Here is a 13464-nt window from a genome sequence, read left to right as displayed (position 1 = left end):
ACGGTTGCGCGGTGGCGGGCGGTTGCCTCAGACTCCCTCGACCTTGAACGGGTCGTGCTCGGCGAGCAGCTTCTCCAGCCGGGCCTGGTCGACCCGGCTGACCATCTCGTTCGACTCCTGCCGGTCCCGGATCACCTTCGCCAGCGTGAACGCCGAGGTGACGGTGTAGAGGAGGCCGATCCCGAGGAAGGCCCTGGTCCACCCGCCGACCGGCAGACAGGCGATCCCGGCGGCGAGGGCGGTGCCCGACAGGGCGAAGGACAGGACGGCCTGGACGTGGTACGCGGCCGTGGTGCCGTTCTTCATCGATGCGCTCATGGCGCCAGGATGCGGTCGCCCGGCCGGGCCGCACATGAGTAGGGGTACTCAGATGGGGTGCTCGGTCGAGGGGCCGTTCGTCGACGTTCCATCACCGGCCCCGCGGCCCTCCCGGACGGATGGCTTGGAATCGGAGCCTCCTGGGATTAACGTCGGATAACGCAGCGCGGTCGTCAACGCCGTACCCAGGACGGCACCGTGCGCCGTCGCCTAATCCCGCCGACCGGCCTCCGGGCAGGTCAGGGAGCCGGGGAACCACGTTCCTTGGGGTGAATCGGTGGGGCCCCGGCCCGGCCGTAGGAGACCTTCCTGCTCCGAACCCGTCAGCTAACCCGGTAGGCGCGAAGGAAGGAAAGGAGCGCGCCTCCGTGGCGTCGACGCACACCCCGGCACACCCGGCCGGCCCCGCAACCGGTACCCGGCTCCTCGACCACCCCGGCCCGGACGGCCCCGAGGCCGTCGGCCCGGAAGGCCTCGGCCCGGAGGGCTTCGGCGGCCGGGAGGACTTCGGTCCGGAGGCCGAGACCAACCGGCACCGGATGCCGCGTCAGACCCGCGGAGCCTCCCCGCTGCTCGGCGTCACCGCCGTCGCGGCCACCCTGGGCGCCACCGGCTTCGCCTCGGCCACCCCGGCCGCCGCCCCCGCCGTCGAAGCCCCGGACGAGACCCCCGTCGCCCTCTCCGCCGATCCCGGCCTCGCACTCGCCGCCCGCATCCAGCAGCAGGCCGACAGCCAGCGCACCGCCGCCGAGGAGAGCGCCCGCGTGCAGGCCGCGCAGGAGGCCGCGGCCAAGGCCGCCGCCAAGGAGGCAGAGGCCAGGCGGGCCGCCGACGAAGCCGAGCGGGCCAAGGCCGCCGCGCTCACCCTCCCGGTGAAGGACTACCGGCTCTCCGCGCACTACGGCCAGAGCGCCCGGTACTGGGCCCACCTGCACACCGGCCTGGACTTCGCCGCCGACACCGGCACCCCGGTCTACGCGCTGGGCCAGGGCACCATAACCTCGGCCGGCTGGTCCGGTTCGTACGGCTACCGGATCGTCGAGACGCTGCCCGACGGCACCGAGATCTGGTACTGCCACCTCTCCTCGATCATCAAGGGCTCCGGCAGCGTCACCCCCGGCCAGCAGATCGGCAAGGTCGGCGCGACCGGCAACGTCACCGGCCCGCACCTGCACCTGGAGGTCCGCCCCGGCGGCGGCGCCCCGGTCGACCCGGAGACCTGGCTCGAACAGCGCGGCCTCACCCCCTGAGCCGAGCACGGCGCCCCCGACCGCACCCGGCCGGGGGCGCCGCGCCGCGCCGGGGGCACCGCGCGTCACTCCTCCGCGGGCAGCTGCGCCAGGTACGCGTCGATCTCCTCCGGGCCCGGCTCCGGCGCCAGCTCCGGGAACTCCTCCACCAGCAGCCGCGGCAGCCCCGGCACCGTCCACTCGCCGAACAGGTCGAGCGCCGCCCCGACCGCCGCCTCCTCGAACTGCCCGAAGTCACCGGCCAGTTCGTCCGGCATCGGCCGGCCCAGCGCGGTCAGCTCGGCCAGATTGCGGTAGCTGCGCCGCATCAGGCCCTGCTCCAGCAGCCGCCGCGCGCCGTCGGTGGCCATGCCGACCGACAGCACCCGGCCGAGCCCCCAGCCCTGCGGATCCGGCTCGTCCAGCCAACCGGCCGGGGCCAGCGCCTCGTACGCGGCGAGCCGCTCCTCCTCCGCCAGCTCGGCGAAGCCGCTCAGCCAGGCCCGTACCGCGTCCTCGTCCGTGACGTCGACCCCGTGCGCGTGCAGCAGCAGCGCGTACAGCCGGGGCCAGGTCACCAGGTCGGCGCGGCGCAGCAGCCCGGCCGCGACCTCGCCCTGCCACTCGGCCTCCGCGTGCAGCCGCTCCTGGCGCTTCGCGTTGAGCCGACGGGCCGCCCGCTGGTGGTCGACCAGCAGCCGGACGGCGTCGCCGTACGCCAGCGGGTCCTCCTCGGGCGCGGGTTGGACGTACAGGTGGAGCCGCTCGTACAGGAGGTGCTCCACCGCGTTCGAGGTCAGTTCGGGCCAGCCGTCGTGCATCCTGCCCTCGCCCAGCTCCAGCAGTGCCAGCACCGCGCGCAGCGGCGCCTCGGCCACCGGCGCGCGGCCCTGCCCGGCCGCCCAGTCGAGCAGGTCGGCGGCCCTGGTGCGCGGGGGGAGCCGCAGGTCTTCGTCGTTCATAGTCCGAACGGTAGCCGCCGGGCGCGGGTAGGGTCGGCAGCCATGGTCCCCGTACGACTCACCGGCCCCCGGCTGGCCATCCGCGAGTACCACCACACCGAGGGCGAGGTGGACGCGCTGCACGCGCTGCTCGGGGATCCGGAGATCACCCGCTTCCTGCCGTTCGAGCCGCTCGACCGCGAGACCTGCGCCGACCAGATCGAGCTGTACCTGGAGGAGGCGATGGCCGAGGAGCGGGACACCTACCGGCTCGCCGTCACCGAACTCGCCGCCGCCGAGGACCCGCAGGACGCGACGCCGGTCGCACAGGCCTCGCTCACCCTCGGCGGCTTCCGCTCCGCGCACCTCGGCTACGTCCTCGGCCGCGACGTCCGGGGCCGCGGCTACGCGGGCGAGATCGCCGGCCTGCTCTGCGACTTCGCCTTCCACGCCCTGGACCTGCACCGGCTGGCCGCCCGGGTCGACGTGGCGAACACCGCGTCCGTCAAGGTGCTCACCGGGCTCGGGTTCCGGCCGGAGGGGCGGGTGCGGCACGACCGGTTCAAGGGCGGCGTCTGGTGCGACTCGTACCGCTACTCCCTGCTCGCCGACGAATGGCCGGGCCCGGCCCGCTGAACGGCCGACCGGGGGTTAACCCCACCCCGGATCCGCCAGGCCCCCGGATCCCCGCCGACCGGCGCCTCGACCAGACTTGGTGATGTCAGCAGGACGCGAACGACCGTCACGACGAGGGGCCGGGGGCCGGGACATGAGCAGCAGCCGAAGCATGCAGGACCAGGACTGGGACGTCCTGGGCGAGTACGGCGACGACCTCCGCCCCGACGCCCGGGCCCGCCGGACGGAGCAGGCGCCGCCCTTCTGGCTCGCACCGTTCTCCCGGCACTACTTCCGCGAGATCGGCTACGTGCTCACCGCCCTGCCGGTGGCGATCGCCGGCTTCACCGTCGCGATCACCCTGTTCTGCCTGGGCCTCGGCACCTTCGTCACCGTCCTCGGCCTGCCCGTGCTGGCCGCCCTGACCACCGCCTGCCGCGGCTTCGGCCGGCTGGAGCGGGCCCGGGTCCGCGGCATGCTGGGCCTGGACGTCCAGGGCCCGAAGCCGGTGCGCCGGGTCCGCCCGGGCAGTTGGGGCGCGATCACCGCGCGGCTGGCCGACGCCTCGGGCTGGAAGGCCGCGCTCTACCAGGTGGTGATGTTCCCGTGGGCGATCTTCAGCTTCGCCCTGACGCTGGTGTTCCTGCTCCTCGGCTGGCTGATGGCGCTCTACCCGGTCTACCACTGGGTCTTCCCGACCTACACCCCCTGGCGCGGGTACCGGCTGTTCGACTACCGCGACGGCCACCACGTCCAGCACGTGTACTACATCGAGGGGACGTGGCAGATCGCCGGGTTCTCGCTGCTCGGGGTGCTGGTGGTCTTCCTCACCGCGCGGCTGGTCCGCGGTCTGACCAACGTCAACCGGGCCGCCGCCCAGGGCCTGCTCGGCCGCTGAGCGGGCCCTGACCGCGGGCCCCGCGCGAGCCCCGGGCCGTCCGCACTCCGGCCCCGTCGCCGTCCGCACCCCGGCCCCGTCCCCGTCCGCACCCCGGATGCGGACGGGGCCGCTCCGTGTTCGGATGACCGGGTGTCCGCCACCGGCATCCACCCCGCACCCCACGACGTCCTGGTCACGTCCCGTCCGCTCGACGAGTACTGCGCCCTGTTCGGCCTCACCCGGGCCCGGCTCGCCGCCCTGCCCGGGCCGCTGCTGGACTGCCCGGGCGGGGCGGCCGGCCTGGCCGCCGAGGCGCGCGAACTGGGCTGCCGGGTGATCGCCGCCGACCCGGCGTACGCGCTGCCGCTGCCCGTGGTCGCGGACCGCGCCCGGGCCGCCCGGGCGGCGATGGCCGCCGCGATGGCCGCCCGCCCGCACCTCTACCCCCCGCCCCACCCCCACCGGCCCGAGCGCTACCTGCGCAGCTGGGACAGGGCCCGCCGGCTGTTCGCCGCCGACCTCGCCGCGCACCCGCAGCAGTACGTGGCCGCCACCCTGCCCCGGCTGCCCTTCGCGGACGGCACCTTCGCCCTCACCCTGAGCGGGCACCTGCTCTTCGCCTACCCCGAACTGTTCGGCCCGGAGAGCCAGTTGGCCGCCCTGGCCGAGCTGGTCCGGGTCACTTCGCCGGACGGCGAGGTCCTGGTCCAGCCGCTGTGCGACGGCCACGGCCGCCGCTGCGGCCACCTCGACCCGCTGCGGTACGCGCTGGGCGAGCGCCGGATCGCCAGCGAGGTCCGCCGGTGCGCCTCCGCCGAGGACGGCCGCGCCCGCCGCGTCCTGGTGCTGCGGACCGCCGACCGCCGACGACGGGCGGGGGCCCGGCAGTCGACGGTCGCCGGTCGCTCATTATGTAATGGTCAGTAGCGGCCTGCACTCCTATACTCGCAGCATGACCGAGACGACGATCCGGCGTGCCGACGCGGCCGACGCCGAACGGCTCACCGAGCTCATCCAAGCCTCCGACGCCTACCGCGGCGCCTACTTCGCGATGATCGACGGCTACCGGGTCACACCCGACTACCTCGCACGGCACGAGGTGCGGATGGCCGTGAGCGCCGACGACCGCCTGCTCGGCTTCTACGCGCTCATCCGCGAACCGGCCGAGCTGGACCTGATGTTCGTCGCCGACGACGCCCAAGGGCTGGGCATCGGACGGCAGCTGATCGCGGACATGCTCGACCGCGCCCGGGAGGCCGGGACGACCTCGGTCAAGGTCGTGTCGCACCCGCCCGCCGAACGCTTCTACCTGCGGATGGGCGCCCGACGCACCGGCACCCGCCCGCCGCGGGCCAGGACCCCCTGGGCGCAGCCCGAACTGCACTTCACCGTCTGACCGACCGTTCGCCGGTCTGCCGGTCTGCCGGTCTGCCGGTCTGCCCGTCTGCCCGTCTCGCAGCCCGGTCGGCTAGGAGCCGTCCCCGGACGGCGACCCCTGCGGCGTCGCAGGGGCAGATGGCGCCGCAGGGGCCGCGGGGGCCGTCTGCCCCGCCGGCGCCTGCGCAGTGGCGCAGTCCGCCGAGGCCGGCTGCTCCGGGACGAAGGTCGTCACCGGCAGCCGGGACAGTATCTTCTCCGCCAGCCAACTGCGGTCCGAGCCGTACGGGATGCCGCGCGGGTCGACCAACTGTTCCGTGACCGCGTCCCGCAGCCGCTGCGCCTCGCCGGCCGGCAGCCGGGAGAGCAGCCCCCGGGCGGCGAGCAGGGCGTGGTACTGCTCGAAGTCCGAGCGCGGGTGCCGGATCGCGTCGAGCACGCTCGGCAGGTCCGCGAGCGACGGATCGCCCTGCATCAGTGCGAGCGCCTGGATGCGCCGCCCCTCGGAGCCGTCCGCGAAGAGGGCGCCCACCTGGTCGGCGGTCAGCGCCGAGCGCTTCGCGGTCGAGCGGACCTCGGCGACCACGCCCTCCGGCCCGGTCGGCGAACCGGAGGAGGGCGGCAGCTGCCCGGCCAGTGCGGCGGGGCGCTCGGCGCTGCCGCCCAGCAGGCCGAGCTGCTGCATCGCGCGGACCCGCAGGTCGTCCGCGCCCACCTTGTCCCCGTGCCGGTCGCGGTCCTGCCCGGCGAGGAAGAGGTCCAGCGCCTGGTCGGCGTCGCTCAGCACCCGTGGCAGCGCGAGCCTGGTCACCAGCCAGCCCGCCAGGAACCCGAAGACCAGGAAGTACAGCACCAGTGCAGCCGCGAACGGCACCGCGGCGTCCCCTCCGCCGAGCACGGGCGCCAGCGCCGCACCGAGTTCGTGCAGCCGGTCGCCGAGCGAGCCGAGCTGGGTCAGCCCGACACCCAGCAGCACCTTGGTCAGCCAGTCCGAGACCTGCTCCAGGTTGGTGTTCGGCGCGTACGAGCCCTGCGGTTCGCCGGAGCCGCCGCGCACCCGCGGCACCCCGAACAGGAAGCCCAGCGCGCCGCCGAGCACGACCGAGGCCCCGGCCACCACCAGGCCGCCACCGAGCGCCTGCCAGGTGTGCGGCCGGTCGACCGCGAACAGCAGCAGGCCGGTCAACCCCGTCCCGGCCAGTGTCCCGGCGGCACCCCACTGCGCCGTCCGCAGCGCCGCTCCGCCGCCCAGCCGCCGTGCCTTCGCCATCGCCTACCCCCTGTGCCCGCACCGCTCCGCTCCGGAACCCCGCGCCGACTCTAGCGCCGGGGCCCCACCACGGAAACGTCCCGGGCACGCCCCGGCTACGACGCGCGCCCCGGTCACGTCACGGGGCGTCGAAGCACGGTCGGAGGAGTAGTCGGAGGAGCAGTCGGAAGCGCGGTCGGAAGCGCAGTTCAAAACGCCGTTCGAAACGCAGACGACCCGCGGACTGCTCCTCCGCGCCGGCCCGTGCACTGGCCAGGCGCCGAGGCACCGGGGATGTACCGGTGAGCCCGCGGGCCGGGTGACTGCTGTGGATTTCGCCTTTGCCGGAGGCCCGTGGCCTCACCTGCGCAGGCAGGGGCGGCTCTAGCGAGCAGCCACCTCACACATCCTGATGGAAATCAATTCAGGATCACCTCCTTTCAGTGTGCCGCCACCATAGGCACCCCACCGACCGGAGGGCAACGGATTTATCGGCGTCCTCCGCGCGGTTCCTGCCCGGCCGTCGACGGCCGGCTGCCGGTGCGGTGCGCCCACGGCAGGACCGGTGTCACGGGACCGGCCTCACCGGACCGGCCTGACGGACGGGCCTCACCGGAACCCGGAAACGCGAAAGGCCCGGAGGACGAATCCTCCGGGCCTTCCTGCTACTGAGTAGCGGGGACAGGATTTGAACCTGCGACCTCTGGGTTATGAGCCCAGCGAGCTACCGAGCTGCTCCACCCCGCGTCGGTAAACACAACAGTACGTGGAAGTCGCCCAGATGGGAAATCGGTTCTTCAGCGGTCCCGCCGAGGGCCCGCCGAGTGCGCCGGCGAGGAGTGCGCCGGGGAGCGCCCGGCGGGCACCCGGCGGGACGGCGCCGCGTGCCGGGCCGAACGGGCCCTCGCCCACGCCGCGAAGCAGACCAGCGCGGCGAAGCACGGCACCATCAGCGCCCCGTACACCACCAGGAAGCCGTGCGTGCCGAGGTCGGCGGCGGCGTTCCAGATGCCGTGCAGGACCATCGCCAGCACCAGCCCGGTCGGCGCGGCCAGCCGGGCGAGCCAGCGCCGCCCGGTGGTGAGGGTGACGGCCAGGCCGATCCCGGTGAGCGCGGTGAACAGCGGGTGGGCGAACGGGGAGAGCAGGGCGCGCAGCACGAAGGTCTGCACCGTGGTGTCGAAGTCGCGCAGGCTGGGCGGGGTGCCCAGGCCGATGCTGTCCAGCCGCTGCTGTTGGTCGCTGGTGAACGCCCGGCCCAGGTAGAGGGCGTTCTCGACGAAGGCGAAGCCGCAGGCCGTCATCCCGCCGAGGACCACCCCGGCGGCCAGCGTGCGCGGCCGGGAGCGGCGGTGCGGCGCGCCGCCGGACGGCGGGGCCGGGCACAGGTAGGGCAGCGGCCGCAGGTAGGGGCGCAGGCGGCCCGGGGCGGCGTGCAGCCCGACCGGGTGGCGCTGGTCCTGGCGGGGGCGCCGGGGCGCGGGCGACCGGCGCAGCAGCGGTGCGCAGGGGCGCCCGGTGCGCCGGCCGTGGCAGCGCAGCCGCTGGCCGAGCGGCAGGAGCAGCACCAGCAGGGCGGTGGCCTTGGCGCTCTCCTCGATCACCGGGGTGGCGATCCCGGCGCCGAGCAGCCGACCGAGCGGGTCCTGGTGCCGGGTGAGGTAGCTGGCCGTCCAGTTGTTGGCGAGGATGGCGACGGTGGTGGCGGCGCAGGCGCCCCAGCCGAGGCAGAACAGGGTGTGCCGCAGCGGCACCCGGGCGGTGAGGTTGAGCCAGGCGAGGCCGCCGAGCACGAACGGGAGCGGCACCATCGCGAGCCCGAGGCCGACCAGCAGCCCGACGGTGCCGGTCTGCCGCTGGACCAGGTGCAGGATCAGCACCCCGCAGCCGATCAGGGTCAGGACGGCCGTCGCGGTGACCGAGGAGAGCGCCACCGAGCGGCTGCGGCCCGGCGGTGCCCCGGGTGGTCGTCCGGGCGCGGTGGAGGTGCCGGTGGAGGTGCCGGCGGCGGGGGCGGAAGGCGCGGTGGGCGTGGTGCCCGCGATCCGCGGTGAGGTGCCGTCCGGCCGGGGCAGCAGGCGGCGGGCCCACCGCCTCCGGGGCCCCGGGATCGTCCGGGTGTCGCCGGTGCGCGGGACCGTCTCCGGTGCGTCGGCGGCGGCCGGAACGGTGGCCCGAGCGGTCGGCCGGAACCCGCCGCCGGACGGGCTGCCCATGCGGCCCAGGGTAGGACACGGCGGCCGTCCGTCGGGAGGACTCCGGACGAGTCGTCCGTCCGGAGCCCGCCCCCGAGGGCCGGTGAGGGGCCGCCCGTTCGAAGGGCGGCCGGCGGGTCAGCGGCGGCGGAACAGCAGGTCGTGGACCACGTGGCCCTTGGCGATGCCGGCCCGTTCGAACTTGGTGACCGGCCGCCAGTCCGGTCGCGGCGCGTAGCCGGGGATGCTGCCGTCCGGGTGGTCGGCGGGCTCCAGCCAGCCCGTTCCGTCGCCCTCGGGGTGCAGGTTCTCCAGCTCCGGTGAGGCGGACAGCACGGCCAGCATCTGCTCCGCGTAGGGCTCCCAGTCGGTGGCGCAGTGCACCAGGGCGCCGGGGGCGAGCCGGGGCAGCACCAGGTCGAGGAAGGCGGGCTGGACCAGACGGCGCTTGTGGTGCTTGGGCTTGGGCCACGGGTCGGCGAAGAAGACCCGCAGTCCGGCCAGCGAGGCGTCCGGGAGCATGTCGCGCAGCAGGATCACCGCGTCACCGGCGGCCAGCCGGACGTTCTCGGAGCCGTCGCGCTCCAGCATGCCGAGGAGGTTGCCGTGGCCGGGGGTGTGCACGTCGGCGGCGAGGATGCCCGTGGCCGGGTCCGCGGCCGCCATCGCGGCGGTGGTCTCGCCCATGCCGAAACCGATCTCCAGCGTCACCGGCAGCTCGCCGAACAGCTCCCGCAGGTCGAGCGGGCTGCCGTCGATCGGTATGCCGTACTTCTCCCAGCTGCGGTCCAGGGCGCTCGCCTGGGCGTTGGTCATCCGTCCCCGGCGCGGCTGGAAGCTGCGGATGCGACGCTCGCGGTGCTGGGCCTCGGTGGCCTTGTGCGGGTACATCGGCGCGGGGTAGGCAGCCGGCGCGGCGGACATCCGGGCGGACGGCGAGGGCTGGGGGCTCGGGGCGGTGGCAGTCACAATTCCCCGAGTCTACGGGGCTGCCGGGGGTCTCCCGCAGGGCCTGTGACGGGGTTCATCCCCGGGCTTCACCGGCTGGGGCGCCCTCCTCCGGCCCGGCCGGTGCGTCCGGCGGGGGCCGTTGACGGGTGCTCCGACGGGTCCGCCGACGGGTCCGCCGGTTCAGCCGCCCGCCTCCAGCGCGGCCAGGGCCCGGCGGGCGACCTCCCGGCCGATCGGCAGCGAGGCCGTCGCGGCGGGGGAGGGGGCGTTCAGCACGTGCACGGCGCGGCGCGGGGAGCGGGGGTCGGCCGGGTCGAAGCCGGCGAAGGCGAAGTCGTCCAGCAGCGAGCCGTCCCGGGCCACCGCCTGGGCCCGGACCCCGGCGGTGGCGGGCACCAGGTCCTCGGCCCGGACAGCGGGCAGCAGCCGCCGGACGGCGGCGGTGAACGCCCGCTTGGACAGCGAGCGGTGCAGCTCACCCAGCTCTTGGCGCCAGTGCCGCCGGACGATCCGCCAGGTGCCGGGGAAGGCCAGGGTGTCGGCGAGGTCGCGCGGGCGGACGGTGCGCCAGTCGTACCCCTCCCGGGCGAGCGCGGGCACCGCGTTCGGGCCGACGTGGACGTCCCCATGGATGCCCCGGGTGAGGTGCACGCCGAGGAAGGGGAACGCCGGGTCGGGCACCGGGTAGACCAGGCCGCGCACCAGGCCCCGGCGCCGCTCGGCCAGTTCGTAGTACTCGCCGCGGAACGGCACGATGCGCACGCCGGTGTCGTCCCCGGCCAGCCGGGCGATCCGGTCGCTGTGCAGCCCGGCGCAGTTCACCAGCACCCGGCAGCGCAGCTCGCCGGTGGCGGTGCCCACCGTCACGCCGTCCTGCCGCCTCGCCACCGTCCGCACTTCGCTGCCGGGCCGCAGGTCGGCGCCGGCCTCCCGGGCCAGCCGGGCGTACGCGGCGGCGACGGCCGGGAAGTCGCAGATGCCGGTGGTCCCCACGTGCAGCCCGGCCGGACCGGCCACCTCCGGCTCGTACCGGGCGATCCCGGCCCGGTCCAGCTCGGTGACCGGGATGCCGTTCGCCCGCCCGCGCTCGGCCAGCGCCGCGAGGCGCGGCAGCTCGGCGGGGCCGGTGGCCACGATCAGCTTGCCGGTCACCTCGTACGGGATGCCGTGCTCGCGGCAGAACGCCACCAGCTCGGCGGCGCCCGCGACGGCGTACCGGGCCTTGTACGAGCCGGGGCGGTAGTAGATGCCGCTGTGGATCACCCCGCTGTTGCGTCCGGTCTGGTGCGCCGCGAAGCCGGCCTCCTTCTCCAGCACCGCGAGCCGCAGGCCGGGCCGCTCCCGGGTCAGGGCGTACGCCGTGGCCAGTCCGACGATCCCGCCGCCCACCACCAGCACGTCGACCTCGTCCGCCACCGTCCGCTCCTCGCCTCGCCGGCCGCCCCCGCCGCCGCCGATGCTGCCACGGCGGCAGAGGCGGGTCGAGAGCGCGCCGGGCCCGCGCCGGAACGCCGAGCGGCCGGGACGGGACCACCCCCGTGGATCCCGTCCCGGCCGCTCGACCGCTCCGCGCACCGGACCCGGTCCGGAGCTGCCCTGGCCGGCGGGTCGTTGCTCCGGCCGGCGGGCCGGGCGGCGGCTTGGCCGGCCCGCCCTGCCCTGCCTCCCTATTCCTGCCAGGGCCAGTGGGCGTTCGCCCCGGCCTCCAGGAGGGGGATGAGGCGGAAGGCCGCGTCGCTCAGGCCGCCGAAGGTGTGTCGGTCGGCGCCGCCGCTGGGGCCGTGGGCCGGGGCGTAGCCGGCCAGGTTCCAGGTGTAGACGGGGACGTGGGCGGGGACGGCGGCCAGCGGGTCGCCGCCCCGGTGACCCGGGCCGGTCTGCTCGTCGGTGACGATCACGACCCGGTCGTGGCCGCGGTAGTGGGCGCGGACCGCGTCGGCGGTGTTGGTGCCGCCGAGGGCGGAGAAACGATCCAGCACCCGCAGGACCGCCTCGCCCCGGCCGACCTCGATCACCCGGCTGGTGGTGCCGAACTCGACCAGGTCGGCCTCGGCGGCGCGCACCTTCAGCGCGGTGCCGAAGATCGCCGCCGAGTCGGCCCGGTTGAGCTCGGTCGGGCCGCCGGAGCGGTCGAACATCGAGCCGGAGCGGTCCACCAGGACGAGCGTGCGGCCGGGCAGTGCGGGCACGTTGGCCAGCGAGTGGCCGAGCGCGGTCTCCAGCGCGTGCCCCCAGCGCAGCGAGGGGGCGTGCCGGTGCGCGGACAGGTAGCGGAACGGGAACTGGCGCGAGCGCCGCACCTCGTCCTTGTCGCAGATCCGCCGGGCCACCTCGGCCGCGACCCGGTCCGACACTCCGGCCCGGTCGAAGTTGCGCAGGTTCCGCACCAGTGCCATCGGCCCCATCGACGGGATGACCGCCTCCCACACCGGCGCGTCCAGCGGCCCCCGCAGCCAGCCCGCCAGTGCCTCCCAGGTCAGCCCGGCGGCGGCCAGTCGCTCGGCACCGTCCTCGGCGGTGACCGCGGCGCGGCGCTCCTCGACGGGCAGCGCGAGCAGTTCGCGGTTGGCGGTCAGCAGCCGGTCGCCGACGGGCGGTACGGCCTCGTCGGGCCGGTGCCGGCGGTCCAGCGCGTACGCGAACAGCGCGCCCTGCCCGGGCTTGTCCGGGTCCGGCGAGGGGTGGGTCAGCTCGATGACGTCGCCGAAGCGGTAGCCCTTGCCCGCCGTGTCGTACTTGAGCAGCGAGCGGGCGTCGTAGAGGCGGCGGACGGCGTCCGCGACACCGCGCTTGAGCGGCTTGGGCAGCGCCCGGCCGTAACGCGTGGTCCAGTACGCGAGCAGCTCTCCGGGCTCGTCGGCGCGCCGCAGCACCGCCGCGACGGCCTGCCGGGAGTACCCGTGGGCGCCCGCGTCCAGCCGGGCGCGGGTGAACTCGGCGGCGCCGACCAGTGCGGCGGTGCGCATGTGGGCGCCGTAGCGCAGCCAGCGCAGCAGGCCGAGGGTCCACTCGGGCTCGGCGACGGCGAGTTCGCGCACCAGGGCGGTGTAGCGGTCGTCGCGGTCGCCGCCGCGCTCGTAGAACGTGTTCTTGCCGACCATGTTGGCCACCGCGCACAGGAACAGCTCGGACCTGCGGTCCCGGACGTGGCCGACGCCGCCGTTGTGGTTGCGGGTGAGCTGCCCGGTCGTGGCCACCGGCGAACTCGGACTCGCCTTGGCCTTGCGGACGTTGAACCTGGACATGCGACAGCCCCCCTCGGCGTGCTGGTGTCAGTGGGAGGGAGGCGTGCTGCGGCCAGGGGTGCCCGAGTTCGTGCCGGCCGTGGGACGGCCGACGTCGGCGGAGGTGCATGCCTTGTGCTCTGCCACTTGAGCCAGCGGCCGCGCTCGCGCACGGCACGCCCGGGACTCGAACCCGGAACCGCAAGATCCGAAGTAACCCCCGCCTGCGCACCGGGCACTCCGAAGCGCAGAGCCTCCCGAGATCGATGTGGCGGCGGTGTTTCGCGGGCTCGAACCGCTACGCCGGAGAACCGGCGCCTGCCAGAAGTAACCGCTGCCGTCGCACCGGGAGGTGCGGAAAACTATTCACGTGTGGGTGTCCAGAGATCGAAGGCGGCTGAGGTGACACAGCTGCTCTACCGGACTGAGCTACACCGGCACGGGAGTACCGGCGGCGGGATTCGAACCCGCGACACGCCCATGAG

12 protein-coding genes, 1 tRNA gene and 1 riboswitch are annotated in these 13464 nt (G+C 75.1%); of the genes, 5 read left to right on the top strand and 8 right to left on the bottom strand.

The window, feature by feature from the left end; translation table 11 throughout:
* Window positions 1-27: 27 nt before the first annotated feature.
* Window positions 28-318, bottom strand: coding sequence for a YiaA/YiaB family inner membrane protein (locus IF30_RS0129920; protein ID WP_030244251.1), 291 nt, complete (start codon window positions 316-318; stop codon window positions 28-30).
* 197 nt (window positions 319-515) lie between these two features.
* Window positions 516-674: riboswitch (cyclic di-AMP (ydaO/yuaA leader) on the top strand.
* 12 nt (window positions 675-686) lie between these two features.
* On the opposite strand from IF30_RS0129920, the gene IF30_RS47020 reads away from it, so the two are divergent.
* The gene (locus IF30_RS47020; RefSeq protein WP_030244249.1) at window positions 687-1568 is read left to right on the top strand and encodes a M23 family metallopeptidase; all 882 of its coding nucleotides are present in this window, start codon (window positions 687-689) and stop codon (window positions 1566-1568) included.
* Between the two features lie 65 nt (window positions 1569-1633).
* Here the strand turns inward: IF30_RS47020 and IF30_RS0129910 are convergent, their stop codons facing one another.
* Complete coding sequence (locus tag IF30_RS0129910) at window positions 1634-2509, bottom strand: hypothetical protein (protein ID WP_030244248.1); 876 nt, start codon at window positions 2507-2509, stop codon at window positions 1634-1636.
* Window positions 2510-2551: 42 nt separating this feature from the next.
* Here IF30_RS0129910 and IF30_RS44050 point away from each other — a divergent pair, with 42 nt between their 5' ends.
* The 4 genes from IF30_RS44050 (at window position 2552) to IF30_RS0129890 (ending at window position 5379) form a co-directional block, all read left to right on the top strand.
* Window positions 2552-3124: a GNAT family N-acetyltransferase gene (locus IF30_RS44050; protein ID WP_051711515.1), complete on the top strand. Its 573-nt coding sequence runs from the start codon at window positions 2552-2554 to the stop codon at window positions 3122-3124.
* A gap of 133 nt (window positions 3125-3257) precedes the next feature.
* Window positions 3258-4001, top strand: a complete 744-nt coding sequence (locus tag IF30_RS0129900) for a sensor domain-containing protein (protein WP_158835588.1) — start codon at window positions 3258-3260, stop codon at window positions 3999-4001.
* Between the two features lie 132 nt (window positions 4002-4133).
* On the top strand, window positions 4134-4910 hold the full coding sequence (locus IF30_RS42180; RefSeq protein ID WP_051711512.1) for a class I SAM-dependent methyltransferase: 777 nt from the start codon (window positions 4134-4136) through the stop codon (window positions 4908-4910).
* A gap of 25 nt (window positions 4911-4935) precedes the next feature.
* On the top strand, window positions 4936-5379 hold the full coding sequence (locus IF30_RS0129890) for a GNAT family N-acetyltransferase (RefSeq protein ID WP_030244240.1): 444 nt from the start codon (window positions 4936-4938) through the stop codon (window positions 5377-5379).
* Window positions 5380-5451: 72 nt separating this feature from the next.
* Here the strand turns inward: IF30_RS0129890 and IF30_RS0129885 are convergent, their stop codons facing one another.
* From IF30_RS0129885 to IF30_RS0129860, 6 genes are all read right to left on the bottom strand, one after another.
* Window positions 5452-6630 (bottom strand): hypothetical protein, encoded by a 1179-nt coding sequence (locus tag IF30_RS0129885; protein ID WP_030244237.1) that lies wholly within the window; start codon window positions 6628-6630, stop codon window positions 5452-5454.
* Window positions 6631-7282: 652 nt separating this feature from the next.
* Window positions 7283-7356 (bottom strand) — tRNA-Met (locus IF30_RS0129880).
* A gap of 50 nt (window positions 7357-7406) precedes the next feature.
* Entirely contained in the window at window positions 7407-8825 is a 1419-nt protein-coding gene (locus IF30_RS44045; protein WP_030244236.1) for a PrsW family intramembrane metalloprotease, read from the bottom strand.
* A gap of 117 nt (window positions 8826-8942) precedes the next feature.
* Window positions 8943-9728 carry a tRNA (guanosine(46)-N7)-methyltransferase TrmB gene (gene trmB, locus IF30_RS0129870; RefSeq protein WP_078891824.1) on the bottom strand — a complete coding sequence of 262 codons (786 nt, stop codon included), beginning with the start codon at window positions 9726-9728 and terminating at the stop codon, window positions 8943-8945.
* A gap of 207 nt (window positions 9729-9935) precedes the next feature.
* Window positions 9936-11171, bottom strand: coding sequence for an L-2-hydroxyglutarate oxidase (lhgO, locus tag IF30_RS0129865; RefSeq protein ID WP_030244231.1), 1236 nt, complete (start codon window positions 11169-11171; stop codon window positions 9936-9938).
* Window positions 11172-11422: 251 nt separating this feature from the next.
* Window positions 11423-13000 carry a TROVE domain-containing protein gene (locus tag IF30_RS0129860; protein ID WP_030244229.1) on the bottom strand — a complete coding sequence of 526 codons (1578 nt, stop codon included), beginning with the start codon at window positions 12998-13000 and terminating at the stop codon, window positions 11423-11425.
* Window positions 13001-13464: the final 464 nt, after the last annotated feature.

This window comes from Streptomyces sp. NRRL S-350 (genome assembly GCF_000719705.1).
GTDB lineage: Bacteria > Actinomycetota > Actinomycetes > Streptomycetales > Streptomycetaceae > Kitasatospora.
Note: the sequence above shows the minus strand (reverse complement) of the source record. Positions and strands in the feature narration are given on the sequence as shown.

What these genes read in the sequence shown, in the direction of transcription:
- IF30_RS0129885 (WP_030244237.1), bottom strand. Translation starts at nt 6,630, where the DNA reads ATGGCGAAGGCACGGCGGCTGGGCGGCGGAGCGGCGCTGCGGACGGCG.
- IF30_RS0129900 (WP_158835588.1), top strand. Translation starts at nt 3,258, where the DNA reads ATGAGCAGCAGCCGAAGCATGCAGGACCAGGACTGGGACGTCCTGGGC.
- IF30_RS0129860 (WP_030244229.1), bottom strand. Translation starts at nt 13,000, where the DNA reads ATGTCCAGGTTCAACGTCCGCAAGGCCAAGGCGAGTCCGAGTTCGCCG.
- trmB (WP_078891824.1), bottom strand. Translation starts at nt 9,728, where the DNA reads ATGTCCGCCGCGCCGGCTGCCTACCCCGCGCCGATGTACCCGCACAAG.
- IF30_RS44050 (WP_051711515.1), top strand. Translation starts at nt 2,552, where the DNA reads ATGGTCCCCGTACGACTCACCGGCCCCCGGCTGGCCATCCGCGAGTAC.
- IF30_RS0129920 (WP_030244251.1), bottom strand. Translation starts at nt 318, where the DNA reads ATGAGCGCATCGATGAAGAACGGCACCACGGCCGCGTACCACGTCCAG.
- IF30_RS0129910 (WP_030244248.1), bottom strand. Translation starts at nt 2,509, where the DNA reads ATGAACGACGAAGACCTGCGGCTCCCCCCGCGCACCAGGGCCGCCGAC.
- IF30_RS44045 (WP_030244236.1), bottom strand. Translation starts at nt 8,825, where the DNA reads ATGGGCAGCCCGTCCGGCGGCGGGTTCCGGCCGACCGCTCGGGCCACC.
- IF30_RS0129890 (WP_030244240.1), top strand. Translation starts at nt 4,936, where the DNA reads ATGACCGAGACGACGATCCGGCGTGCCGACGCGGCCGACGCCGAACGG.